The organism is Pseudomonas arabinosi (genome assembly GCF_047758675.1).
In the GTDB taxonomy this organism is placed as follows: Bacteria; Pseudomonadota; Gammaproteobacteria; order Pseudomonadales; family Pseudomonadaceae; genus Aquipseudomonas; species Aquipseudomonas arabinosi.
In genome coordinates this window covers 6,097,618-6,120,219 of sequence record NZ_CP180480.1, presented here as the reverse complement: position 1 = coordinate 6,120,219, position 22,602 = coordinate 6,097,618, and the positions used below count along the sequence as shown (strand labels likewise).

Annotated in this window: 23 protein-coding genes and 1 tRNA gene; 9 read left to right on the top strand and 15 right to left on the bottom strand. The window is 59.1% G+C overall.

From position 1 onward, the window contains the following. Nucleotide 1 precedes the first annotated feature (1 nt). The 3 genes from ACMXYJ_RS28470 to ACMXYJ_RS28460 all read right to left on the bottom strand — a co-directional run bounded on the left by ACMXYJ_RS28470 (nt 2) and on the right by ACMXYJ_RS28460 (nt 2,397). Nucleotides 2-406 (bottom strand): GNAT family N-acetyltransferase, encoded by a 405-nt coding sequence (locus tag ACMXYJ_RS28470; protein ID WP_415757820.1) that lies wholly within the window; start codon nt 404-406, stop codon nt 2-4. Next, nucleotides 403-1,416, bottom strand: coding sequence for a sensor domain-containing diguanylate cyclase (locus ACMXYJ_RS28465; protein WP_415757819.1), 1,014 nt, complete (start codon nt 1,414-1,416; stop codon nt 403-405). The genes ACMXYJ_RS28470 and ACMXYJ_RS28465 overlap by 4 nt, the downstream gene beginning before the upstream one ends. A gap of 75 nt (nt 1,417-1,491) precedes the next feature. Further along, nucleotides 1,492-2,397: a LysR family transcriptional regulator gene (locus tag ACMXYJ_RS28460; protein WP_415757818.1), complete on the bottom strand. Its 906-nt coding sequence runs from the start codon at nt 2,395-2,397 to the stop codon at nt 1,492-1,494. Nucleotides 2,398-2,499: 102 nt separating this feature from the next. Between ACMXYJ_RS28460 and ACMXYJ_RS28455 the strand changes: the two genes are divergently transcribed. Further along, nucleotides 2,500-3,675: an aspartate aminotransferase family protein gene (locus ACMXYJ_RS28455; RefSeq protein ID WP_415757817.1), complete on the top strand. Its 1,176-nt coding sequence runs from the start codon at nt 2,500-2,502 to the stop codon at nt 3,673-3,675. A gap of 133 nt (nt 3,676-3,808) precedes the next feature. Here the strand turns inward: ACMXYJ_RS28455 and ACMXYJ_RS28450 are convergent, their stop codons facing one another. The 4 genes from ACMXYJ_RS28450 to ACMXYJ_RS28435 all read right to left on the bottom strand — a co-directional run bounded on the left by ACMXYJ_RS28450 (nt 3,809) and on the right by ACMXYJ_RS28435 (nt 7,417). Next, nucleotides 3,809-4,312: an adenylate kinase gene (locus tag ACMXYJ_RS28450; RefSeq protein WP_415757816.1), complete on the bottom strand. Its 504-nt coding sequence runs from the start codon at nt 4,310-4,312 to the stop codon at nt 3,809-3,811. Nucleotides 4,313-4,371: 59 nt separating this feature from the next. Next, entirely contained in the window at nt 4,372-6,294 is a 1,923-nt protein-coding gene (locus ACMXYJ_RS28445; protein WP_415757815.1) for an alkaline phosphatase D family protein, read from the bottom strand. A gap of 78 nt (nt 6,295-6,372) precedes the next feature. Beyond that, nucleotides 6,373-6,636: a hypothetical protein gene (locus ACMXYJ_RS28440; protein ID WP_415757814.1), complete on the bottom strand. Its 264-nt coding sequence runs from the start codon at nt 6,634-6,636 to the stop codon at nt 6,373-6,375. Next, the gene (locus ACMXYJ_RS28435) at nt 6,626-7,417 is read right to left on the bottom strand and encodes an MlaA family lipoprotein (RefSeq protein WP_415757813.1); all 792 of its coding nucleotides are present in this window, start codon (nt 7,415-7,417) and stop codon (nt 6,626-6,628) included. Before ACMXYJ_RS28435 ends, ACMXYJ_RS28440 begins: the two co-directional genes overlap by 11 nt. 166 nt (nt 7,418-7,583) lie before the next feature. Here ACMXYJ_RS28435 and ACMXYJ_RS28430 point away from each other — a divergent pair, with 166 nt between their 5' ends. Further along, nucleotides 7,584-8,294, top strand: coding sequence for a response regulator (locus ACMXYJ_RS28430; RefSeq protein WP_415757812.1), 711 nt, complete (start codon nt 7,584-7,586; stop codon nt 8,292-8,294). Next, nucleotides 8,291-9,649 (top strand): sensor histidine kinase, encoded by a 1,359-nt coding sequence (locus tag ACMXYJ_RS28425; RefSeq protein WP_415757811.1) that lies wholly within the window; start codon nt 8,291-8,293, stop codon nt 9,647-9,649. Before ACMXYJ_RS28430 ends, ACMXYJ_RS28425 begins: the two co-directional genes overlap by 4 nt. Nucleotides 9,650-9,765: 116 nt before the next feature. On the opposite strand, the gene ACMXYJ_RS28420 is transcribed toward ACMXYJ_RS28425, so the two are convergent. Genes ACMXYJ_RS28420 through ACMXYJ_RS28405 form a run of 4 tightly spaced genes read right to left on the bottom strand, consistent with a single transcriptional unit; the run spans nt 9,766 to nt 14,898 of the window. After that, nucleotides 9,766-9,987, bottom strand: a complete 222-nt coding sequence (locus tag ACMXYJ_RS28420) for a formate dehydrogenase subunit delta (RefSeq protein ID WP_415757810.1) — start codon at nt 9,985-9,987, stop codon at nt 9,766-9,768. Continuing rightward, nucleotides 9,984-12,866: a formate dehydrogenase subunit alpha gene (gene fdhF, locus ACMXYJ_RS28415; RefSeq protein WP_415757809.1), complete on the bottom strand. Its 2,883-nt coding sequence runs from the start codon at nt 12,864-12,866 to the stop codon at nt 9,984-9,986. The genes ACMXYJ_RS28420 and fdhF overlap by 4 nt, the downstream gene beginning before the upstream one ends. Next, entirely contained in the window at nt 12,863-14,425 is a 1,563-nt protein-coding gene (locus ACMXYJ_RS28410; RefSeq protein WP_415757808.1) for a formate dehydrogenase beta subunit, read from the bottom strand. The genes fdhF and ACMXYJ_RS28410 overlap by 4 nt, the downstream gene beginning before the upstream one ends. Continuing rightward, entirely contained in the window at nt 14,422-14,898 is a 477-nt protein-coding gene (locus tag ACMXYJ_RS28405; protein WP_415757807.1) for a formate dehydrogenase subunit gamma, read from the bottom strand. The genes ACMXYJ_RS28410 and ACMXYJ_RS28405 overlap by 4 nt, the downstream gene beginning before the upstream one ends. Before the next feature lie 457 nt (nt 14,899-15,355). Here ACMXYJ_RS28405 and ACMXYJ_RS28400 point away from each other — a divergent pair, with 457 nt between their 5' ends. Beyond that, nucleotides 15,356-15,715 carry a potassium channel family protein gene (locus ACMXYJ_RS28400; protein ID WP_415757806.1) on the top strand — a complete coding sequence of 120 codons (360 nt, stop codon included), beginning with the start codon at nt 15,356-15,358 and terminating at the stop codon, nt 15,713-15,715. A 415-nt stretch (nt 15,716-16,130) separates the two neighbouring features. Here ACMXYJ_RS28400 and ACMXYJ_RS28395 read toward each other — a convergent pair whose 3' ends face one another. Beyond that, nucleotides 16,131-16,442 (bottom strand): DUF3077 domain-containing protein, encoded by a 312-nt coding sequence (locus tag ACMXYJ_RS28395; RefSeq protein ID WP_415757805.1) that lies wholly within the window; start codon nt 16,440-16,442, stop codon nt 16,131-16,133. Between the two features lie 721 nt (nt 16,443-17,163). Between ACMXYJ_RS28395 and ACMXYJ_RS28390 the strand changes: the two genes are divergently transcribed. Together ACMXYJ_RS28390 and ACMXYJ_RS28385 are read left to right on the top strand one after the other, a co-directional pair. Beyond that, nucleotides 17,164-18,300, top strand: coding sequence for an ImmA/IrrE family metallo-endopeptidase (locus ACMXYJ_RS28390; protein ID WP_415757804.1), 1,137 nt, complete (start codon nt 17,164-17,166; stop codon nt 18,298-18,300). Then, nucleotides 18,297-18,794: a DUF4411 family protein gene (locus tag ACMXYJ_RS28385; RefSeq protein ID WP_415757803.1), complete on the top strand. Its 498-nt coding sequence runs from the start codon at nt 18,297-18,299 to the stop codon at nt 18,792-18,794. Before ACMXYJ_RS28390 ends, ACMXYJ_RS28385 begins: the two co-directional genes overlap by 4 nt. Nucleotides 18,795-18,920: 126 nt before the next feature. On the opposite strand, the gene ACMXYJ_RS28380 is transcribed toward ACMXYJ_RS28385, so the two are convergent. From ACMXYJ_RS28380 to ACMXYJ_RS28370, 3 genes are all read right to left on the bottom strand, one after another. Next, entirely contained in the window at nt 18,921-19,286 is a 366-nt protein-coding gene (locus tag ACMXYJ_RS28380) for a hypothetical protein (protein ID WP_415757802.1), read from the bottom strand. Nucleotides 19,287-19,343: 57 nt separating this feature from the next. After that, on the bottom strand, nt 19,344-19,673 hold the full coding sequence (locus ACMXYJ_RS28375) for a hypothetical protein (protein ID WP_415757801.1): 330 nt from the start codon (nt 19,671-19,673) through the stop codon (nt 19,344-19,346). A gap of 166 nt (nt 19,674-19,839) precedes the next feature. Beyond that, nucleotides 19,840-19,924 (bottom strand) — tRNA-Leu (locus ACMXYJ_RS28370). A 107-nt stretch (nt 19,925-20,031) separates the two neighbouring features. Here ACMXYJ_RS28370 and queA point away from each other — a divergent pair. From queA to yajC, 3 genes are read left to right on the top strand one after another with little or no spacing between them, the layout of a single operon-like run. Continuing rightward, the gene (gene queA / locus ACMXYJ_RS28365) at nt 20,032-21,081 is read left to right on the top strand and encodes a tRNA preQ1(34) S-adenosylmethionine ribosyltransferase-isomerase QueA (protein ID WP_046046021.1); all 1,050 of its coding nucleotides are present in this window, start codon (nt 20,032-20,034) and stop codon (nt 21,079-21,081) included. Nucleotides 21,082-21,095: 14 nt separating this feature from the next. Beyond that, the gene (tgt, locus tag ACMXYJ_RS28360) at nt 21,096-22,211 is read left to right on the top strand and encodes a tRNA guanosine(34) transglycosylase Tgt (protein WP_161990833.1); all 1,116 of its coding nucleotides are present in this window, start codon (nt 21,096-21,098) and stop codon (nt 22,209-22,211) included. 43 nt (nt 22,212-22,254) lie between these two features. Next, the gene (gene yajC / locus ACMXYJ_RS28355) at nt 22,255-22,590 is read left to right on the top strand and encodes a preprotein translocase subunit YajC (RefSeq protein WP_008147715.1); all 336 of its coding nucleotides are present in this window, start codon (nt 22,255-22,257) and stop codon (nt 22,588-22,590) included. The last annotated feature ends 12 nt before the right edge of the window (nt 22,591-22,602 follow it).

Here is a 22,602-nt window from a genome sequence, read left to right as displayed (position 1 = left end):
GCTATTTACCGCGCGGACGCTCCATCGCAATGGTCGAGGTTTCAAAACCCAGGCTTGAAAAGAAATCCGAAGCACCTTCCCGGCCTGCTCGCAGAACCCAGGTCATGTCGGTGTTCTCGCCCATGACATGTTCAACCAACGCGCGCCCGACACCTTCACGTCGATGTTGTCCACAGACAACGACCATCGACAGATAACCGTTTGATAGGCCGTCCGTGATGCCTCGGGCAAAACCGATAATTTGGGAGTCCTTCATGGCAACGGCTGTGCGTTGGGAGTTAGCGATCAACTGCGCAAAATGTTCAGCGGAACCTGTGCGGTGAGCCCATCCGTTTTGCCCCAGGAAAAGGCGCACGGACTCTGCTTCCGAGGGTCGTACATCGCGGACATGCAAGGCGTTATTCATCCGGAAATCACATTCTTGCCCGCGATCTTCGACCGATACAGCGCCTGATCGGCCCTGGACAGCAACCCGGTCTGTTGTTCTTCGTCAAAGCGCTGAACCACGCCAAAACTCATGGTCACTTGAAAGTCCCCCACTGGCAGCAGGTTTGCGAGGCCATGGCGGATACGTTCAGCGAGGGTCCGGGCGTCGGCGAGTGGAGTATTGGGAAGGATCAGGATGAACTCGTCGCCACCCCAACGCGCGAGCAGATCGCCCTCGCGTACGCAGTGCTTCACGCTATCGATCACCCGCACCAATGCCGCATCGCCCAGCGCGTGGCCATAGTGATCGTTGATGTTCTTGAAGTCGTCGATGTCCATGGCGATCAGCGACAGCGGTTGCCGAAAGCGCTGGGCGCGTTCGCATTCCTGGGGCAGGGCTTTTTCCAGAAGATAGCGATTGGCGATTGAGGTCAGTGTGTCGGTTTCCGCCAGTTTGCGGTTTTCTTCGAGTTGGATTTGCAGTTGCTGATTGACGCGAGACAATTCTCGGGTACGTTCTTCAACGATCGCTTCAAGGGATTGGTTGCGCCGTTCAAGCGCTTCGTACAGGCGCTTCTTGTCTTCGATACTGCGGTGCGCGCCGACCATCCGCGCCACCGAGCCGTCGGCATTGCGTGCCAATACGTAGCCACGATCTTCGATCCAGATATAGCTGCCATCCTGCATGCGGCAGCGATACTCGGCCTGATAGCCAGGGGCTCGTTGATTCAGGTAGTCGTCGAACAGCGCCATGACCTGCGGGTAATCGTCGGGATGGATCACGTTTTCCCAGGTCAACACGTTGTTATTCAGGGAATGAGGCGGGTAGCCGAGCATTTCGTACCACCGGGGGTTGCGATAGACGAACCCGGTGTTGGCGTTCCAGTCCCAGATGCCGTCGCTGACCAGCTCCAGAATGGTGTGCAGCATGTCTTCGTTCAAATCCTGCAGATTGAACTTCAACGGCTCGATATTCGACGCTTCACCCATCTCCGCACTCCCTGCCGCCCTGATATCTAAGTGATCCGCTTGTCGGGGAGATTAGTCGATGGCGTATTGAGCCGGCTAGTGCTTGCCCCATCTCTGCAAGGCAAAGTCGACGAAACTACGCAGTTTTGGCAAACGGTAGCGATCCTGGGCATACATCAGGTTCATCGGTCGGCTCGGCGGCAGGTAATTCGGCATCAATGCCACCAGTGTTCCGTCCTTGAGGTCTTGCTCCATCAACGCATCAGGCAACACCACGATGCCCATACCGGTTCGCGCCGCTTGATGCAGCCCTGCCGAACTGTTGATCAACATCGGTCCACTGACCGCTACCGCCACTTCTCCGTCGGGACCGGTCAGGCGCCAGTGTTTTTCCACCGACTGCCAGTCATCCCCGGCCGGATAGGCAAAGGATAGACAGTCGTGGTGTTGCAGATCTTCGGGTTTCTGCGGTGTGCCTTTGCGCGACAGGTACTCCGGTGATGCGCACATGGTCAGGCTGTAGTCGAGAAGTGGACGGGCGATCAGGTGGGCCTCCTCGGTATTGCCCAGCCGAAACGCCACGTCGAAACCGTTTTCGAGCAGGTCCGGACGGCGATTGGTGAGGACCACATCCAATTTGACGCGTGGACACAGCAGGGTGAATTCACTCAGGGCCGGTGCCAGTTTTTCGCTGCCGAACGTCAGCGGTGCGGTGATGCGCAAGGTGCCGCTCGGCTCGTCGAGGGCCTGCTCGGCCAACCGTTCGGAATCGGCCACCAGCCCCAGCACTTCGAGGCAACGCTGGTAATAAGCGGTGCCGAATTCTGTTAACCGCTGGCGTCGCGTCGTACGGTTGAGCAGGCGCACACCCAGGCGTTGCTCCAACGCCCGCAGGTGATTGCCGACCATGGTGGTGGACATTTCGCACTGCAACGCGGCGGCGGTCATGCTGCCGGTTTCCACCACTTTGACGTAAACGGTCATTGCCTGGAACAAATCCATTATCAAGCCCAGCTTTAAAATGATTGAAGTGTTGCAGCGTTTATCTAGCTCAGGTGGCTAACCATACTGCAAAAACACCGACCATTGATGGAGCCTGATGTCATGACCGCCGCCTGCCTGATGACCACTTACCAACCTTTGGCCTTGAGTTTCAGCAAGGGCCTGGGCACACGCCTGTGGGATCAGGCCGGTCGTGAATACCTGGACGCGGTGGCGGGCGTGGCAGTGACCAACGTCGGTCACTCCCATCCGAAAATAGTCTCGGCCATCAGTGAACAGGCCGGGTTGCTGTTGCACACCTCCAACCTCTACAGCATTGACTGGCAACAGCGGCTGGCGCAGAAACTGACGCAACTGGCGGGCATGGAGCGAGCGTTCTTCAACAACTCCGGTGCCGAAGCCAACGAGACGGCGCTGAAACTCGCTCGGTTGTATGGCTGGCAAAAAGGCATCGAGCAACCGCTGGTGGTGGTCATGGAAAACGCCTTTCACGGCCGCACCCTGGGCACCTTGTCCGCCAGTGATGGCCCGGCCGTGCGCCTGGGTTTCAACGAGTTGCCGGGGGACTTCGTCAAAGTGCCATTCGGTGACCTCAAGGCGCTGGACAAGGTGCAGCAAGCCCACGGCCCGCGCATCGTGGCGATCCTGATGGAACCGATTCAGGGTGAAAGCGGCGTCCAAATGGCCCCGCCCGGCTACCTGAAAGCCATTCGCGAACTCTGCACTCGGCGCTCGTGGTTGCTGATGCTCGACGAAATCCAGACCGGCATCGGCCGCACCGGTCAGTGGTTTGCCTTTCAGCACGAAGGTATCGTTCCGGACGTCATGACCCTGGCCAAAGGCCTGGGCAACGGCATTCCCATCGGCGCCTGCCTGGCCCGGGGCAAAGCCGCCGACCTTTTCACTCCCGGCAGTCACGGCAGCACCTTCGGCGGTAATCCACTGGCCTGCCGCGTGGGTTGCACCGTGCTGGAGATCATCGAAGAACAAGGGCTGCTGGAAAACGCCAAACTTCAGGGCGAGCGTTTGCTGGCCAGATTACGCATTGAATTGGCGGACGACCCGAACGTATTGGCGATCCGCGGCCAGGGTTTAATGATCGGCATCGAACTCAAACAGCCGATTCGCGATCTGACCCTCATCGCCGCGAGGGATCACGGCTTGCTGATCAACGTGACACGGGGCAAAACCATTCGCTTGCTGCCGCCGCTGACGATTGATGAGCGGGAAGTGGAGATGATTGTGAGAGGGGTTTGCCGGGCAGTGAGCGCGGCCTGATACACAATTGATTGTTCCCACACTCCGCGTGGGAATGCCTCAAGGGACGCTCCGCGTTCCAGCTCTCGAAAGGGACGCGGAGCGTCCCGGGCTGCATTCCCACGCGGAGCATGGGAACGATCGACAGTGTGAGTTAGTTGGCTTGTAACACGGTGTTCGCGAATGTTGTGATTTCGGTTCGATCCCTGAGTTTGAGTTTCGAACCGCCAAACCCTTCGAACAGACGCTGATGCGCGGCAAATCCACTAGAGTCTTCGCGGGTACGATAGCTGCCGGCCCAGTCGAGCAACGCAATCAACAACTCGTCATTCTTGTCCCGCTGCGCCTCTCGCTGATGAACATTGGCAACACATTCCTCATCTTCAACGCACAGCCAGATCAGTGCTGTCGCCCGGGGCAAGAGTTCGCTGATGATCCAGCCGTAAACGCCTTCGATCACCCAGCGCTCTTCACTGGCCACCACCCGTGCCATGCCCAACGCCTCGGCACGGGGGCGGGCGATGCTGTGTTCGTCGGACAACCAGTGAATCGAATCGAGATCGACCCACGGCACTTGCAGGTGCTCGGCCATTTGTTCGGCCAGCCAGCTTTTGCCGGAACCAGAGTTGCCGATGATCAGGGTTCGAGTGAGGTTCATGAGCGACACCGATCATTTAAGGGAGCCGTAATCACGCAGAGTGTGGGAGCGATTGGCCTTCAGTCGCCATTCTCAGGCGCAACCATCCGCGTCTTCGGCAAACCGTTCGAGTTGTGCTGATAGATCTCCTGCGGCTGTCCTTTTTCATTAAAGAACACTTGCCCGATCCCCGCCGAATTCCACAGCCGTTCACCCGCTTCAGCATGTTCCGGGACATGCGGGACAATGCGCATGCGTCGGCGTTTGGTCAGCCAGTTCAGCGGTGAGCGCGGCGAGTAGAGCCAGCGATTGAGACGGTCGAACCACTCGAGCAGCGCGGGCGGGAACTCGTTTTTGATGCCGCTGCTGGTGATCTGCCAGATGCGCGGGCCGGCCTTGCGGTGTCGGATCAATACTTCGTAGACGAAGGAATAATGCACATCGCCCGACAGCACCACGTAATTACCGGGTGTGCGCGAGTGTCGGAAAATGTTCAGGATCACCTGGGCCGCCCCGCGATGGGCCATCCAGTTTTCGGCGTCCACCAGCAGGGGATAACCGCACCAACTGAAAACGCGCTGCACGGTTTCGATCAGTTTGACGCCGAAGATCGGTGCCGGCGAAACGATGATGGCCGAAGGGTGATCGAGCAGTTCCTGTTGCAGTTCGCTGAGGGCTTCCCAGTCCAGCAAACCTGATGGCTGCTTGAGGTTCATCTCGCTGCGCCAACGCCGGGTGCGGGTGTCGAGTACGACGATGGCCGGGCTGGTGGGCAGCACGTAATGCCAGTTCTGAAATCTCAGCAGCTCGTCAATCAACTCGTCCTGAATGTCACTGTCGAGGTAGCGGTCATGCCCGGTCGTGCTCAATCCGCCGGTCTTCTTCAGCACAGCGCCGAACGCATCCGGGTTGTTGCCCCAGCCCTGGCACAGCATGTAAGCAATCAGCGCGTTGCCGATGATGCGCCTGGAGAACGGATGGCCGTAGGCCGTTTCCTCCCATTGCGCGGAAAGATTCCAGTCATCGGTAATATCGTGGTCGTCGAAAATCATCAGGCACGGCAGGTGAGCGAGTGCTCGGGCGACGCCTCCCAGACCGGCCTTGAAGCCATCGATGCGCGTCTGCTCAAGCGCATAACGCTTGCGTCTTTCAGGTGTCAGTGCCGGTGGTTGCGGGGCGATCAATGTCCAGGGTGTTGGCGACCAGACCAGCAGGTACATGGCCATGACTTCGGCGAACGTCACCAGATGGTTGTCGGCACTGCTGCTGGTGAAAATCGGCTTACGCGCGCCACCGAAAAATCGCTCACGCAGGGTTTCGTTGCTCTCCAGCGCCGGTAACAAATCCGCACGATGGTAGTAACTGGCGGGGTGCTCGTAGAGTTTGGCGCTGTCGCTGACCACCGCGCCTTCGAGGTGCTCTTCGAACAGCCCAAGCCGCTTGATCAAGTCATGGATGGCTCGCAGCATCGGCCCCGCGACATCGTCGGCATAAACCTGATCGCCACTCATCATCAACAGCGCCGGGCGTTTGTGTGCGTCCGGCTCGGCCTCCAGCAAACGATCGACGCACAGCAAACCGTCCGGGGCCGGATGGTGAGGTTTGCGGCAAGAACCGTGCAGCAGATGATCGGCCCGTTTACGCAGGACGAAGTTTGGGCAACGTGCGTCGCCGTACAGCAAGTGCGGAGCCCAATCGGCGATGCCTGCGCCAGTGTCGTCAATCAGCAGGTCGTATTCGATTAACGTGTCGCAGGGCAGGGCGGCGTCCAGCGACACATCGATCAAATGAACAAAGGCCTGGGTGCCCACCGCAATGACCGTGCACTGACTCGCGTCGAGGTGGATAGCGTCGCGATCTTGCAGACGCAACGTCAGCGACAACGCCCGCGACCCCACCAGCCACATCACCAGCCGCGTGGGCTCCAGACGCCGCAACAGCGGCCCGACCAGGACTGGGGGCAGAGATTGATGATCGTCAGGCAGCGGCAAAGACATGGACATCCGGGTTTTTGGAACAGAGAAGCGCGCGATGATAACGCAGCTGACGTCAATGAAACGCAACTGGCTCGAATCCGGCAGTCAAGGCACCCGCTCGCTGTCCGCCTTCATTACATCCGTCTCGCCATTGGCCACGAGCCAGCGAAACAGCTCTGTCACGGACACCGTGTGGCTACGCTCGATCCACCGCACCAGCGCCGGGCCATAGTGTTCGGTGTAGCGGGTGAGCACCAGTTGGCGACAGTCCGCTGACAGGCGCAGGGTAATTTCCCGACAGTGCAGAGTGGCCGGGTCGGGCTGGATGACCCGTTGCTGCAGCATCAGGCTATTGCCTTCAGAAACCATCGGCCGGTGCTCCTGTGCATTGAGGTTTGGTTGTCTGCGCCGAGCCTTGTTTACCATCGTCCACGTAGGCGGCGCGATGCTCGGCGACCACGTTGCGTAACGCGCTGTAGTAGTCCGGCAGTTTTTGCAGGCTGTCGGTCAGCGGTAAGGCTTCTGCGCGGCCATCGACGATGCCACCGACCATGCTGATGGTGGACAGCGTGTCCACGGTTTCGCTGTTGCTGCCAAACGGATCGACCACAAAACTGAGCACGCGGCCGACGGCGTCGCGGCTGTTGGAAGTGCCGAGCAACGGCAACTCGACGATCGGCCCATTGCCGATGCCCCACACGCCGAACGTCTGGCCGAAATCTGCGTCGTGACGCGGGATGCCGACCATGCCGGAGACGTCGATCAAGCCCACCACACCGACCGTGGTGTTGAGCGCGAAACGCCCCAGCGTATTGGCCGAGCGCATCGGGTTGCCTTGCAGCAGGTCATTGATGAACACCTTGGGCTCGCCGAAGTTCGCCACAAAGTTATGCACACCGGTCTGGAAAAAATCCGGCGAGTATCGATAGCCGCGAGCGACCGGCGCCATGGCGTAGTCATCGACCACCCGGTTAAACGCGAAGACCCCACGATTGAACGGTTCCGCCGGGTCGTACACTGAATAGGCGATGTCGGCGCAACTCACATCGGTGGTGGACGGCGGCTGACTGCTGCAACCCGCCAACCCGGCAACCAGCACGGCAATCGAGGTGTTGCGGGCCAGCCTGGAAGCACATTTGAAAGGCAACATGGACGCGATACTCGGGAGGAATTCGCCGAGATGCTGAGCCCCGCGCCTTGCGCAAAGATGTCTGGTTTATTGCGGCGCTGACGCTTTATTGCAGGATTGAAATATATGACGCGCTGCCGTGAATGGTTTTAGATGGCGGTTCCATTCGTCCCTTAAGTGACCTTCGGTGAACAGCCTTTTAATTGTGGACGACGACCTTGAGGTCCTCGATCTACTGAAAAAATTCTTCGTGCAGCACGGCTACAGCGTCGAGGTCGCCACCGACGGCCCGTCGCTGTGGGCGGCCATCGAGCGACAGCCGCCAGACCTGATCATTCTTGACGTGATGTTGCCCGGGGACAGCGGGCTGATCCTGTGCCAGCAACTGCGGATTCGCTACGCCATGCCGGTGATTATGCTGACCGCCATGGGTGAACTCAGCGACCGGGTGGTCGGCCTGGAACTGGGCGCCGATGATTACCTGACCAAACCCTTCGACGCCCGTGAACTGCTGGCCAGAGTGCGCGCCGTGCTGCGTCGCGTGGACGAGCGCCGCCCGGTATCGCAGGAACGACCACGGCCACTGATCGACTTCGCCAACTGGCACCTGGACGTCACCCGTCGTGAACTTCGCTCGCCGGACAACGTGATGATTCCACTGTCGGCCGGTGAGTTTGACTTGCTGCTGGTCTTCGTCGAACACCCGCAGCGCATTCTCACCCGCGAGCAATTGCTGGACCTGGCGCGAGGGCATTGTCATGAGGCGTTCGATCGCAGCATCGACGTTCAGGTCAGCCGCCTGCGGCGCAAACTCGAGCCCGACACCAAACGGCCGGCGATGATTCGCACCGTGCGCAATGGCGGTTACCTGTTCACGCCCAGCGTGACGCGGCGATGAGCTGGCGGAAGCGGATTCGCCGGGATACGGTGGCGCGCTGGATCGCGTTGACGATCATTTTGGCCATGCTCATTTCACTGGCACTCAACGGGCTGTTTATCCAACTGGCCGGCGTGTGGGCGCGTCCGCCACTGATCGAAATCGGCTTGCTGGAAAAAGCCGCTGCCATCACCCGCGTCATCGAGGCTGCACCGGCGCCCCTGCGCAATTCATTGGCGCAAGCTGCCGGCGAGAACGGCTTCACCGTCAGTTGGCACCCGGATCGGCACGATCTCAATCTGCCGCCAGTGGAAGAACCGAAGTCCGACATCGGCTCGACCTTCCTGCAGTCGATGCTCAGAGCCCCTGACCGGCGCATCGAAGCCTATGAACCGGCCGACTGGACGGAGCACACGGCGGACGCACATTACGCGCTGCTGATCGAACTATCGGATTCGACATGGCTGATGTTCTCCGTGCCCTCGCGCAGTTGGGGCCTCGACGAAACGCCACGCTACCTGATCGTGATCGTGCTGGTGCTGATCTCCACCGCCCTGGTCGCGCTGATCGCCACCCGGCGCCTCGCCACACCTTTGCAGCACTTTGCCGAAGGTGCCCGACGCTTCGGCGTGGACTTCCGTGCACCGCCCATCGAACCGCTCGGCCCCCACGAAATCCGCCAGGCGATTCTCGCCTTCAACGCTATGCAAGCCCAGCTGCAGCACTTCATCCGCGACCGCACGCAAATGCTCGCCGCCATCTCCCACGACCTGCGCGCGCCCCTGACGCGGATGCGTTTGCGGGGCGAATTCATCGAAGACAGCGAGCAACAGCAGCGGTTGTTTCGTGATGTGGATGAAATGCAGGCGATGATCAACTCGGCGTTGGAGTTCTTCCGCGATGATGCCCGGCTTGAGCCTGCGACCCAGTTTGATCTGGCGGAACTGCTGCAAACGCTGCTGGATGATTACCGGGATCAGGGTGTCGAGATTGCTTTCAGTGGACCACTGAGGTGGGTGTATTTCGGGCGGCCATTGGGGCTTAAGCGGGTGATGACCAATCTGCTGGATAACGCGATCAAGTACGGGAGTGAGCCGGCGATTGAACTGATCCCGGGTGCTGGAGAGGTGAGGATCAAAGTACTGGATCGTGGCCCGGGTATTCCGGATGCCAGCCTTGAACAGGTTTTTGCACCGTTCTTCAGAATGGAAGGCTCACGGAACAAAAGCACGGGGGGCGTTGGTTTGGGGTTATCGGCGGCGCGGGCGATTGTGCTGGAACACGGAGGCGAGCTGACACTGCGTAATCGGTCGACGGGCGGGTTGGCAGCGTTAGTCGTCTTGCCAGTGCATCCGAATACAAGCCACTACGCATAACCCCTGTGGGAGCGAGCCTGCTCGCGAATGCGGACTGTCAGACGACTTTGTAGTGACTGATACACCGCTTTCGCGAGCAGGCTCGCTCCCACAGGTTTTTCCACAGTTCTGCTGGTCTAAGCCTCCCAGCCCGCCCCACTGACCGCTGCCTGCGCCAGTGGATGCAAGTCTGCCCCGTGATGTTCCGTCTGCCAGGCCAGCAATTCCTTGCGCATGCCGGGCGTCCAGTACATCTGCAGATGATTACGCACGCCGAGTACGGCCTGTTGCTGGTCTGGTTGGCTGGCGAAGTACTGGGCGATCTGGTTGGCCATTTTGATCAGGTTTTCAGTGCTCATCGGCGTACCTCGGCTTTAGAGCCACGCGCCTGGCGGCGTTCGTCGAGCAGGCGTTGTTGGTTGTCACTGAACTCCTGATAGCGTTTTTGCCACTCGGAAGGGTGGTAGACGCGGCTGACTTCCACGGCCGTGACCTTGTACTCCGGACAGTTGGTGGCCCAGTCGGAGTTGTCGGTGGTGATCACGTTAGCCCCCGATTCAGGGAAGTGGAAAGTGGTGTACACCACGCCTGGGGCGACCCGTTCGGTGACCCGCGCACGCAGTACGGTCTGGCCGGCGCGGCTGCCGATGCCGACCCAGTCACCTTCGTTGATGCCACGGCTCTCGGCGTCGGTCGGGTGGATTTCCAGGCGGTCTTCGTCGTGCCAGGCAACGTTCTCGGTACGCCGGGTCTGGGCGCCGACGTTGTACTGGCTGAGGATGCGCCCGGTGGTCAGCAGAAGCGGATAGCGATTGTTGACCTTTTCCTCGGTGGGCACGTAGCCGGTGAGCATGAAACGCCCCTTGCCGCGCACGAACTCCTCGATGTGCATGGTCGGCGTGCCGTCCGGTGCCGCGGCGTTGCACGGCCATTGCAGGCTTCCGTGGCGATCCAGTTCGGCGTAGCTGACGTTGGTGAAGGTCGGCGTCAGGCTGGCGATTTCATCCATGATTTCTGACGGGTGCGTGTAGTTCATCGGGTAGCCCAAGGCGTTGGCCAAGGCCACGGTGCCTTCCCAGTCGGCCTTGCCGCCCAGAGGGTCCATAACCTTGCGCACCCGGGAGATGCGCCGCTCGGCGTTGGTGAACGTGCCGTCTTTTTCCAGGAACGAGCAGCCCGGCAGGAACACGTGGGCGAACTTGGCGGTTTCGTTGAGGAAAATGTCCTGCACCACGATGCATTCCATGGCGGACAGGGCTGCGGTGACGTGTTGGGTATTCGGGTCGCTCTGGGCGATGTCCTCGCCCTGGCAATACAGGCCCTTGAAGCTGCCGCTGAGGGCGGCTTCGAACATGTTCGGGATGCGCAGGCCCGGATCGGGTTGCAGGGTGACATTCCAGGCCTGTTCGAACTGCGTCCGTACCACCTCGTTGGAGATGTGGCGGTAGCCAGGCAGCTCGTGGGGGAAGGAGCCCATGTCGCAGGAGCCCTGAACGTTGTTCTGCCCACGCAGCGGGTTCACGCCCACGCCTTCGCGGCCGATGTTGCCAGTGGCCATGGCCAGGTTGGCGATGCCCATCACAGCAGTACTGCCCTGACTGTGTTCGGTGACGCCCAGACCGTAATAGATCGCTGCGTTGCCACCGGTTGCATACAGGCGGGCGGCGGCGCGGATGTCGGCAGGTTCTACGCCGCAGATGGCGCCGAGGACTTCCGGCGAGTTTTCCGCACGGCTGACAAACTCGCTCCAGTGAGCGAAATCCGTGCCTTCGCAACGAGCGTCGATAAAGGCCTGATTGAGCAAGCCTTCGGTGACGATGACGTGGGCCAGGGCATTGAGCATCGCGACGTTGGTGCCCGGGCGCAGGGCCAGGTGCAGTTCGGCGCGGGCATGCACCGAGTCCACCAGATCAATGCGACGTGGATCGATGACGATCAGTCGCGCGCCTTCACGCAGGCGGCGTTTGAGCTGGGAGGCGAACACCGGGTGGGCGTCGCTGGGGTTGGCGCCCATCACCAGGATCACGTCAGCCTGCATCACCGAGTCGAAACTCTGGGTGCCGGCGGACTCGCCCAGGGTTTGTTTCAGGCCATAACCGGTCGGCGAATGGCAGACCCGCGCACAGGTGTCGACGTTGTTGTTGCCGAACGCGGCGCGCACCAGTTTTTGCACCAGGTAGGTTTCTTCGTTGGTGCAGCGGCTTGAGGTGATGCCGCCAATGGAGTCGCGGCCGTATTTTTGCTGCAGTCGGCGGAATTCGCTGGCGGCGTAGGTCACCGCCTCATCCCAGCTGACTTCCTGCCAGGGATCGTTGATGTTTTTGCGGATCATCGGTTTGGTGATGCGATCCGGGTGGGTGGCGTAGCCCCAGGCAAAGCGCCCTTTGACGCAGGAGTGGCCGTGGTTGGCCTGGCCATTCTTGTCTGGAACCATGCGCACCAGTTTGTCGCCTTTCATCTCGGCGCGGAACGAGCAGCCCACGCCGCAATAGGCACACGTGGTGATCACGCTGCGTTCGGGCTGACCCAGTTCGACCACACTTTTTTCCATCAGCGTCGCGGTGGGGCAGGCTTGCACACAGGCGCCGCAGGACACGCATTCCGAATCGAGGAAGTTCTCGCCACCGGCGGCCGCGACCCGGGATTCGAAACCGCGCCCGGTAATGGTCAGGGCAAAGGTACCTTGGGTTTCTTCGCAGGCACGCACGCAGCGGTTGCAGACGATGCACTTGCTCGGGTCAAAGTCGAAGTAGGGGTTGGAAGTGTCCTTCACGTCGGCCAGATGGTTGTCACCTTCATAGCCGTAACGCACTTCTCGCAGCCCGACCTGACCGGCGACGGTTTGCAGCTCGCAATTGCCGTTGGCCGAGCAGGTCAGGCAATCCAGCGGGTGATCGGAGATGTACAGCTCCATGACGTTGCGGCGCAGGGTCGCGAGCTTCGGCGTCTGGGTGTGCACGCTCATGCCTTCGGTGACCGGCGTGGTGCAGGACGCCGGGTAACCGCGCATGCCGTCGATTTCAACCAGGCACATGCGGCAGGAGCCGAAGGCTTCCAGGCTGTCGGTGGCGCACAGTTTCGGAATGGTGGTGCCGAGCAGTGCGGCGGCGCGCATCACCGAGGTGCCTTCGGGCACGCTGATGCTGCGGCCATCGATGTTCAGGGTGATTTGCACCTGACTGTCGCGGGCTGGAGTGCCTAGATCGATATCGGTGTTCGGGTCGAAGAGAGTGATCATTGGTCGGCCTCCGAAGATTGCAGACCGAAGTCGGCGGGGAAGTACTTGAGGGCGCTGGCTACGGGGAAGGAGACCATGCCGCCCAGCGCGCACAGCGAACCGTATTGCAGTGTGTCGCACAGGTCCTTGAGGATGATTACCTGCTCATCGCGACCGTTCTGGTCAGGTGCGGCCAGCAGTCGGTCAATCACCTCCACGCCCCGGGTCGAGCCGATGCGGCATGGGGTGCATTTGCCACAGGATTCCTCGGCACAGAACTGCATGGCGAAGCGCGCCATGTGGGCCATGTCCAGGCTGTCGTCAGCCACCACCACACCACCGTGACCGAGCATCGCGCCGATGGCAGCGAACGCTTCGTAATCCAGCGGCGTGTCGAATTGACTTGGCGGCACCCAGGCGCCGAGCGGGCCGCCGACCTGAGCGGCTTTCAGCGGTCGGCCACTCGCGGTGCCACCACCGTAGTCTTCCACCAGTTCCCGCAGGGTCAGGCCAAAGGCCCGTTCCACCAAACCACCATGACGAATATTGCCCGCCAGCTGGAAAGGCATCGTGCCGAGGGAACGGCCCATGCCGTAGTCGCGATAGAACTGCGCGCCCTTGGCCAGAATCAGCGGCACCGAAGCGAGGGTCAGCACGTTGTGCACCAGCGTCGGCAGGCCAAACAGGCCCTGCAACGCGGGGATCGGCGGCTTGGCACGGACGATCCCGCGCTTGCCTTCGAGAGAGTCCAGCAGCGCGGTTTCCTCACCGCAGATGTAAGCGCCGGCACCGACCCGCACTTCCATATCGAAAGCCTGGCCGCTGCCGCCGACATTGGCGCCGAGGTAACCGGCGGCCCGAGCCAGGTTTAGCGCCTGGCGCAGTGTGGCCACGGCATCCGGATATTCCGAGCGCACATAGATGTAGCCGTAGGTGGCACCGACGGTGATGCCGGCAATGGCCATGCCTTCGATCAGCAGGAAAGGGTCGCCTTCCATCAACATGCGATCGGCGAAGGTGCCTGAGTCGCCTTCATCGGCGTTGCACACAATGTATTTCTGCGCAGCCTGGGTGGCGCGGACGGTGCGCCATTTGATCCCGGCCGGGAAGGCAGCGCCGCCACGGCCACGCAGGCCTGAATCGAACACTTCCGTCGCGGTCTGCTCGCCGCCCACTGCGATGGCGCGGGTCAAACCCTCGAAGCCACCGTGAGCCCGGTAATCGTCCAGCGACAGCGGCCGAGTAATACCGGCGCGGGCGAACAGCAGGCGTTGTTGAGTCTTCAGATACGGCAATTCTTCCACCAGGCCCAAGGCCAGTGGATGCGCGGACGGCTCGCCTTGCAGGGCTTCGAGCACGGAGGGCACATCGGCGGCGGTCAGCGGGCCGAAGCCGATCCGGCCTTGCGGGCTGTCCACTTCCAGCAGCGGTTCCAGCCAGTACAGGCCGCGCGAACTGGTGCGCTGCAATTCCAGGGGCAGATTGCGTTCCCGGGCCTGAGTGATAAGGGCCACCGCCACCTCATCGGCACCCACGGCACGGGCAAGAGAATCAGTGGGCAGATAAAGAGTCGGCATCATGCGTCCTCCCTGCAAGCGTCGAGCAAGGCATCCAGTCGCTCAGCGCTGAGCCGCGCATGCACCTGACCATCCAGTTCAAGGGCGGGCGAACAGGCACACGCGCCGAGGCAATACACCGGGCGCAGGCTGATGTTGCCATCGGCGCTGCTGCCGTGGTCGTCCAGTTGCAGGCGTTCGCGCAACTGCGCCGCAAGCTGCTCGGCGCCGCGGCTCTTGCAGGACTCGGCCCGGCACAGCCGCAGGATATGCCGGGCCGGCGGCGCGGTACGGAAGTCATGGTAAAAGCTGATCACCCCGCGAATCTCCGCCTGACTCTGATTGAGGGCGTGAGCAATCTCGGGGACGGCCGCATCGGGGATGTAACCGATGCGTTCCTGAATATCATGAAGAATGGGCAACAGTGCACCCGGGGAGCCCTTATGGCGCTCCAGCAGGCTGTTGACCAAAGGCAGGTGCAACATCTCATCAGGCATTCAGCATTCCTCACGGTCACGGACAAACCAGGCGGTTGTCGGTCGTCCGAAAGTGTCGGCTGCGGCACTCACACCACGTCACGGTATCGTGGCAATTTCAGGCCGTCGGCCAGGGCACCCTGTGCGGGCATCTTGTTGTGCCCGGCACGGTCTTCGCCGCACCTCTATAAGGGCATTAAGGCAGCTTGCCACGCTGCTTTTGATTCATCTGCACCAAAGCGACGTGTTCGGTTCTTTCTACGACCTTCTATTGAGTCTAGAAGAGTGCGGCCCGAGGCGTCGTCCCTGAATGGTCGGGGCGCTATGTGCAGCGCAATCGCGAATCAAGGACCGCATCAAGGATGTGATCAAGACGGGAGGGGAGTGGATCAGTTGGCCACCAGTTTCCAGCGCTTGTGCCAAGCTGATGGAGTGTTAATACGCCTACCGCTCAGACAAACCTCAGGAAGCCCATGACATGAACCCCACTCATGCGTCGCACGTCCGTCGAGAATTCTTCAAAGCAGTCGGGTTCTACTTTCGCGTTGTCTGGCCGATCTTTTCCGTACTGCTTTTTCTGATCGTGCTGTTCGGCCTCATCATCAGCCACCTGGAGGGATGGGATCCTTTTGACGGCATCTATTTCGGCTTCGTGACCGGTTTGACCATTGGCTATGGAGAACTCGTGCCGAAACTTGGCGTCTCGCGGGTTCTGGCGATTTTGCTGGGGTTCAACGGGGTGCTGATGACAGCGATATTTGCGGCGATCAGTGTTCGGGCGATTGAGGTTGCAGTGCGGGCGGCGAGGCAGGAAGAGCCGGATAAGCCGACGGCGTGAAGTCATGCAAGTCATCGACTCCCAAATTCAGGCGCGACGGCGTGGTGTTTGCCAACAAACGGGGATGTCAGATCCGTGGGCCATTCAGGGAGCAGATGCGTTGATCTATCCCGCTGTAAACCGAAGCTCATTCACCCCGAACCGAACAATAAAAAGCCCCGAAAAACCTCGGGGCCAATCCTGAATGCCAGCCACCACACACAACCCCTGTGGGAGCGAGCCTGCTCGCGATAGCGCCAGCCCAACCAACGCAAAACCCTGAAGTGACCACAATCCCTTGTAGGAGCGAGCTCGGTCGCAAAAAACGCAAGGCATCCACACATCCCGCTGAATACCCCATCCACCGCAACCAAACCCGCTCCCACAACATCACGCCTAACTCTTGAAACCAAAAGCTACCCCAGCGCTTCGCCCACTACCCCTCAGCCTTCGCCCCCGCCCGCTTAGACGCCATCTCATTGTCCCGATCCCGATTCAGCACCTTCACCGCATCATCCACCACCGCCTTGCTCATCGCCGTCAAATAATGCGCGGCCCAGGCGTAGCGGTCGGTATCTGTGGCGTAAGCAGCATCTTCGGTCAGCTTCTTGGCGAGAAACAGAAAGTCAGAAGCCATTGATAACGCATCGCCGAGAGGAACGCCGCGAGTGACGTGGGACAGGGCTTGATCCGCGCAGTAGATGGCGGGTGTTAGGCCGATGGTTTTGAGTTCTGGTTGATCGGTCATTGGCCGCCTCCTATGAGGGAGAGGCGGTCGGGGAGGGCGTTACGCGATTGGGAATTGCGTAGAGGGAAAAGCCAATTTTTGTACGGGTTGATGCTGCGCATTATCAGACTCCTTGATATATGGAGCTGCCATATCCGTTTCCACACGAATGGGTGACAGCTGTGCGCAGGGTGGAAAACCGGGAATCAAGGAAACCGGCACGCCCGAAGACGTCCCACGCACAGCCGCCATAACGCACGCCGCAGGCATAAAAAAAGCGCCGGCAGACGTGATGGGGGCGCTGTTGCGCCTTGAATTACACGGGTTTCCACACCCGGTCGCTGAATTGGCAGCGACGGTGGGAGGTTATCGTGCAGATCTTTTTCCTGCAACCTTCGAGAGCGCAGGGGACTGTATCGCCAGGCACCGCGGATACTCGGGTGATGAAGAGACGGCGGCAGGAAAGAGGTGTTCTTGCGTCTTGGAACGCATTGAAACAGGTCAATACCATCTGTCTACGGGTTACATATTTGCGCTTCGGGTCGTTGCGAATTTACCTCATAATCGCGCGCTCTTACCGTCGGTAGCTCCGCTTCTCGACTAATCTGTAGTCGCTGCAACCCGACCTTAAACAGCCAAGGAGAAAGGCAATGCCAGATAACTGGAACCAGCGTCTGTCGGCAGCATCTGCCAAGGATGCTCTCGAACGTTTGCTGGCCCCATCTGATTTGCCTGCGACCCTATGAGCCAAGCCGCCTTAGTCAATCCAAGCCTGCTCACATGGTCTCGTGAGCGTGCGGGCCTCTCCACTGAGCAGGTTGCTAAAAAGCTGCCGGTGAAACCTGATCGAGTACAGGAATGGGAGTCTGGCGAGACCAAACCGACATTCCTTCAGGCTCAAAAGTGGGCGAGTCTCGCTCACGTCCCTTTTGGCTTCCTGTTTCTTCAGAAGCCTCCCGTCGAAGAACTGCCTTTACCTGATCTGCGGACTGTCGGTGGGCTTGCGCCTCAACGTCCCAGTTTGGAATTGTTGGACACCGTACGGGATTCCATACGTAAGCAGGACTGGTACCTGGAGTATCTGCAACACCAGGAGCATCAGCCGCTGGCATTTGTAGGTCGCTTCAATAGCCGATCTCAAGTCGCAGAGGTGGTGGACGATGTTCGCCGGATACTCGGCGTGAACCCTGACGTTGCTCGATTGGATTACGACAAATACAGCCGTGCCTTGATCGAGGCAGCAGAAGCGGCTGGTATTTTGGTTATGCGCAGTGGCATTGCTATAGGAAATACTCATCGCAAACTTGAAGTTAGCGAGTTCCGTGGTTTTGCCATCAGTAATGCCTACGCCCCCGTTGTATTCATCAACAGTTCCGACGCACCCACCGCCCGGCTGTTCACTTTGCTTCACGAACTGGCCCATATCTGGATTGGCAGCAGTGGCGTGTCTGACGGAAACACCGCCAATGGTCGAGACGAGGAACGATTCTGCAATGCAGTTGCAGGTGAATTTCTGGCTCCCGAAGTCCAATTCCGTGCACTTTGGAACGCCAACGTGAACTGGGAAGACAACCTGGCCCCGCTGGCCGCTCGGTTTCACATCAGTAAATTGGCGATCGGTCGCCGCGCATTGGATCTTGGATATCTAAGCCAGGCGCAATACAGCGCTTACTATCGAATGATCCTCAAAACTTTTCAGGATGATAAAGGTGGAGCGGGTGACTATTACCGCAACACCACTGCGAAAAACAGTCCTCGCCTAAGCAAGGCAGTGCTGACTGAAGCAATGAGTGGCCGGATGCTGCTGCGCGATGCGGGGCATTTGCTCGGCGTGCAACCTGCCAAATTAAGGACTCTCGCCAGCAGGATCACGGAATGAATCATTTGCTCGACGCTAACACGCTGATCGAAGCAAAAAATCGTTACTACGGGATGGCTATCTGTCCTGGGTTTTGGCAATGGTTACTACTTAAAAATAAAGCATTGGCTTTAGCCAGCATTGCACCTGTAATGGATGAGCTAACAAAAGGGCATGACGATCTAGCGGGTTGGGCGAAGGACAATTGTGATTTCTTTCACTCCACCACCGATCAGAATACGCAGCTGGCATTCATGCAGGTTGCGGGGCTTGTGGCTGATCAAGCGCCTAAGATGAAAACAGGCGCTATGGACGAATTTTTAGCAGGCGCTGACCCTTGGTTGATTGCAAAAGCAATGACTACAGGGGCTACAGTCGTTACTCATGAAGTGCTAAATCTCGATGCTAAACGAAAATTCATTATTCCCAATATTTGTAAGGAGCTGAATGTTCCTTTTTTGAATACGTTCGAGTTGTTGCATAGGCTTGAAGCAAAGTTTGTGTTGCCTGCTTAAAATAAGTAGTTTGCTCAAATCGTGTGGGCTTGAAATGTTTGGCAGAGTGAATGGAAATAAAACCGTCCCCTTTTCCGATCATTCGAACCTTGTCCAGTCGAGCAAGGTACGTAGCATCGGATTCGCTCAGGAGCCTTGAAGGATCACAACGGACAGTAAAAAAGCGATGACTGATGCGAAGAGGCCGCACACCCCGCCGATTAAAAGGCGAAATACAGGGTGTTGCGCTCGACGGATGCGATTCACCCAAAGCCACGTTCCTATCCCGGCGGTAGCGGTGATCATCGACACCATCAACTTATCGGCGCTGCCTGGTCGCCCGAAACCGAGGATTTCGATAGCCACTGACACAATCATCAGCGCGACGATAAAACCGCCGATAGCGCCCCCAAGATTAGCGATCAACAGATTTCTGTTGCCGCGACACTTCACCACCCAAATCCACACGCCCGCCGTAATAGCGGCGATAGAAAGCAATCCAATCTCTTCCATCTGATGCTGTCCTTGATATCCATTTCCCTGAACCGGGTTTGTGTACCGCCCCATCACTCACAGAATAACTTTCAAATAGTCCCGAAGCGCAATGACCGGTGCTTCAAGCTGCTCCATCGTCTGCGCGGCGTTGAAATCTGCGAACAACTTATTCAGCTCGCGCCCGAGTGGTGTCTCGATCCCGCCCAAAGCCTCCAGCGCCAAACCCACGCAGTGTGCCACTCTGAACTGAATGGCCTCGATATCACCTCTACGAACCAACAATCCAAACACCTCCCGCTCACAATCACTCATGATCGGATCGTCCCGCAGAATCGGACTTTCCCCCTCCCTCTCATAAGCCAACTTGAGGGCGTAAAGGGCAACGGTTTCAAGTGGCAATTCCATTGTGTGAATCCTTGATTCGTTAGCTCGGTGGTTTCGGGTTGCGGCATTGAAAAAGCAAGATCAAAAGATCGCAGCCTTCGGCAGCTCCTACGCGAACGCGGTGGGGCGCAGTGGCTTTTTCGCAGACGAAAAAAAAGGCCTTGCAAAGCAAGACCTTTCTTAATTTTGGTGCCCCGAGGGAGACTCGAACTCCCACTTCTTGCGAAAACGGATTTTGAATCCGCCGCGTCTACCAATTCCGCCATCAGGGCTCAATGGCGGCGAAGTATAGAGATGAGATTACCGTCGGTCAATCAGGTACATAGAGAATTTTCACTATTTCGGCTAGACTTCCGGCCCCTGCTAGACGAACCCCATCATGCGCGTTGCTGACTTTACATTCGAACTCCCTGATTCGCTGATCGCTCGCCACCCTTTGGCCGAGCGTCGCAACAGTCGCCTGTTGACCCTTGATGGGGTCAGCGGCGCCCTGGCGCACCGTCAATTCACTGATTTGCTCGAGCATTTGCGCCCGGGCGATTTGATGGTGTTCAACAATACCCGGGTGATTCCGGCGCGGCTGTTTGGCCAGAAGGCTTCCGGCGGCAAGCTGGAAATCCTGGTGGAGCGGGTGCTCGACAGTCATCGCGTGCTGGCCCATGTGCGGTCGAGCAAGTCGCCGAAGCCGGGGTCGAAGATCCTGATCGACGGCGGTGGCGAAGCTGAGATGCTGGCGCGTCACGATGCGTTGTTTGAGCTGGGGTTTGCCGAAGAAGTGTTGCCGCTGCTCGATCGCGTCGGGCACATGCCGTTGCCTCCTTATATAGACCGCCCGGATGAAGGCTCGGACCGCGAGCGTTATCAGACGGTCTACGCCGAGCGTTTGGGCGCGGTGGCGGCGCCGACGGCGGGGCTGCATTTCGATCAGCCGCTGATGGAGGCGATTGCCGCCAAGGGCGTCGAGACTGCGTTCGTGACCTTGCATGTCGGCGCTGGCACCTTCCAGCCGGTGCGCGTCGAGAAGATTGAAGACCACCACATGCACAGTGAGTGGCTGGAAGTCGGTCAGGACGTGGTCGATGCCGTCGAAGCCTGCCGCGCTCGCGGTGGTCGTGTAGTGGCCGTGGGGACCACCAGCGTGCGTTCCCTGGAAAGCGCCGCGCGCGATGGCGTGCTCAAGCCGTTCAGCGGCGACACCGACATCTTTATCTACCCGGGTCGGCCGTTTCATGTGGTCGATGCCCTGGTCACCAATTTCCATTTGCCCGAATCCACGCTGTTGATGCTGGTTTCGGCGTTCGCCGGTTATCCCGAAGCCATGGCCGCTTATAAAGCCGCCGTGGAGCATGGTTACCGCTTTTTCAGCTACGGTGATGCGATGTTTATCACCCGTAATCCCGCACCACGTGGCCCTGAGGAAACAGAATGAGTCGCCAAAGTCGTATGTCGTTTGAGTTACTTGCTACCGACGGCAAGGCTCGTCGCGGTCGTTTGACCTTCCCGCGCGGTACCGTAGAAACCCCGGCATTCATGCCGGTGGGCACCTACGGCACCGTCAAGGGCATGTTGCCGCGGGATATCACCGCCACTGGCGCGGAAATCATTCTGGGTAACACCTTCCACTTGTGGCTGCGTCCTGGCACCGAAGTGATCAAGAAGCACGGCGACCTGCACGATTTCATGCAGTGGAAAGGCCCGATTCTGACCGACTCCGGCGGTTTCCAGGTGTTCAGCCTGGGCGCGATGCGCAAGATCAAGGAGGAGGGCGTGACCTTCGCTTCTCCGGTCGACGGCGCCAAAGTGTTCATGGGCCCGGAAGAGTCGATGCAGGTCCAGCGTGATCTGGGCTCGGACATCGTGATGATCTTTGACGAATGCACGCCCTACCCGGCTGACGAAGACGTCGCGCGGGTATCGATGGAGTTGTCGTTGCGTTGGGCCAAGCGTTCGAAAGAAGCCCATGGCGACAACACGGCGGCGCTGTTCGGCATCGTTCAGGGCGGCATGCACCAGGATCTGCGCATGCGCTCCCTGGAAGGTCTCGACAACATCGGCTTCGATGGCCTGGCCATCGGTGGTCTGTCGGTGGGCGAGCCGAAACACGAGATGATCAAGGTGCTCGACTACCTGCCAGGTCAGATGCCGGCTGACAAACCTCGTTACCTTATGGGCGTTGGCAAACCGGAAGATCTGGTTGAGGGTGTGCGCCGCGGTGTGGACATGTTCGATTGCGTGATGCCAACCCGTAATGCCCGCAATGGGCATCTGTTCATTGATACAGGCGTGCTGAAGATCCGTAACGCGTTCCATCGCCATGATGATTCGCCGCTGGATCCGACCTGCGATTGCTACACCTGCCAGAACTTCTCCCGTGCTTATCTGCACCATCTGGACAAGTGCGGCGAAATGCTGGGTAGCATGTTGAATACCATCCACAATTTGCGCCATTACCAGGTGCTTATGGCTGGTTTGCGCGAGGCTATTCAACAGGGTACATTGGCCGCCTTTGTCGATGCCTTCTACGCCAAACGCGGGCTTCCTGTTCCGCCTTTGGACTGAGTTTTCTGACCCCAAGATTCAACATTTGCAACTGGAGTGCTAAATGAGCTTTTTTATCTCTAATGCCATGGCTGACGCTGCTGCACCTGCTGCAGGCCCAATGGGCGGCGGCTTTGAGTGGATTTTCCTGGTCGGTTTCCTGGTCATCTTCTACCTGATGATCTGGCGTCCACAGGCCAAGCGCGCCAAAGAGCAGAAAAACCTGCTGAGCAGCCTGCAGAAAGGCGACGAAGTTGTGACCACCGGTGGTATCGCCGGCAAGATCACTAAAGTGGCAGACGATTTCGTTGTTCTGGAAGTTTCCGACACCATCGAAATGAAGTTCCAGAAAGGCGCCATTGCCGCCACGCTGCCAAAAGGCACGCTGAAAGCGATCTAAGTTTCAACTTCT

What these genes read in the sequence shown, in the direction of transcription:
- tgt (WP_161990833.1), top strand. Translation starts at nt 21,096, where the DNA reads ATGTCGTTTGAGTTACTTGCTACCGACGGCAAGGCTCGTCGCGGTCGT.
- fdhF (WP_415757809.1), bottom strand. Translation starts at nt 12,866, where the DNA reads ATGATCACTCTCTTCGACCCGAACACCGATATCGATCTAGGCACTCCA.
- ACMXYJ_RS28450 (WP_415757816.1), bottom strand. Translation starts at nt 4,312, where the DNA reads ATGAACCTCACTCGAACCCTGATCATCGGCAACTCTGGTTCCGGCAAA.
- ACMXYJ_RS28470 (WP_415757820.1), bottom strand. Translation starts at nt 406, where the DNA reads ATGAATAACGCCTTGCATGTCCGCGATGTACGACCCTCGGAAGCAGAG.
- ACMXYJ_RS28445 (WP_415757815.1), bottom strand. Translation starts at nt 6,294, where the DNA reads ATGTCCATGTCTTTGCCGCTGCCTGACGATCATCAATCTCTGCCCCCA.
- ACMXYJ_RS28440 (WP_415757814.1), bottom strand. Translation starts at nt 6,636, where the DNA reads ATGGTTTCTGAAGGCAATAGCCTGATGCTGCAGCAACGGGTCATCCAG.
- ACMXYJ_RS28460 (WP_415757818.1), bottom strand. Translation starts at nt 2,397, where the DNA reads ATGGATTTGTTCCAGGCAATGACCGTTTACGTCAAAGTGGTGGAAACC.
- ACMXYJ_RS28465 (WP_415757819.1), bottom strand. Translation starts at nt 1,416, where the DNA reads ATGGGTGAAGCGTCGAATATCGAGCCGTTGAAGTTCAATCTGCAGGAT.
- ACMXYJ_RS28435 (WP_415757813.1), bottom strand. Translation starts at nt 7,417, where the DNA reads ATGTTGCCTTTCAAATGTGCTTCCAGGCTGGCCCGCAACACCTCGATT.
- queA (WP_046046021.1), top strand. Translation starts at nt 20,032, where the DNA reads ATGCGCGTTGCTGACTTTACATTCGAACTCCCTGATTCGCTGATCGCT.
- ACMXYJ_RS28420 (WP_415757810.1), bottom strand. Translation starts at nt 9,987, where the DNA reads ATGAGCACTGAAAACCTGATCAAAATGGCCAACCAGATCGCCCAGTAC.
- ACMXYJ_RS28425 (WP_415757811.1), top strand. Translation starts at nt 8,291, where the DNA reads ATGAGCTGGCGGAAGCGGATTCGCCGGGATACGGTGGCGCGCTGGATC.
- ACMXYJ_RS28375 (WP_415757801.1), bottom strand. Translation starts at nt 19,673, where the DNA reads ATGGAATTGCCACTTGAAACCGTTGCCCTTTACGCCCTCAAGTTGGCT.
- yajC (WP_008147715.1), top strand. Translation starts at nt 22,255, where the DNA reads ATGAGCTTTTTTATCTCTAATGCCATGGCTGACGCTGCTGCACCTGCT.
- ACMXYJ_RS28390 (WP_415757804.1), top strand. Translation starts at nt 17,164, where the DNA reads ATGAGCCAAGCCGCCTTAGTCAATCCAAGCCTGCTCACATGGTCTCGT.
- ACMXYJ_RS28385 (WP_415757803.1), top strand. Translation starts at nt 18,297, where the DNA reads ATGAATCATTTGCTCGACGCTAACACGCTGATCGAAGCAAAAAATCGT.
- ACMXYJ_RS28380 (WP_415757802.1), bottom strand. Translation starts at nt 19,286, where the DNA reads ATGGAAGAGATTGGATTGCTTTCTATCGCCGCTATTACGGCGGGCGTG.
- ACMXYJ_RS28400 (WP_415757806.1), top strand. Translation starts at nt 15,356, where the DNA reads ATGAACCCCACTCATGCGTCGCACGTCCGTCGAGAATTCTTCAAAGCA.
- ACMXYJ_RS28395 (WP_415757805.1), bottom strand. Translation starts at nt 16,442, where the DNA reads ATGACCGATCAACCAGAACTCAAAACCATCGGCCTAACACCCGCCATC.
- ACMXYJ_RS28455 (WP_415757817.1), top strand. Translation starts at nt 2,500, where the DNA reads ATGACCGCCGCCTGCCTGATGACCACTTACCAACCTTTGGCCTTGAGT.
- ACMXYJ_RS28410 (WP_415757808.1), bottom strand. Translation starts at nt 14,425, where the DNA reads ATGATGCCGACTCTTTATCTGCCCACTGATTCTCTTGCCCGTGCCGTG.
- ACMXYJ_RS28405 (WP_415757807.1), bottom strand. Translation starts at nt 14,898, where the DNA reads ATGCCTGATGAGATGTTGCACCTGCCTTTGGTCAACAGCCTGCTGGAG.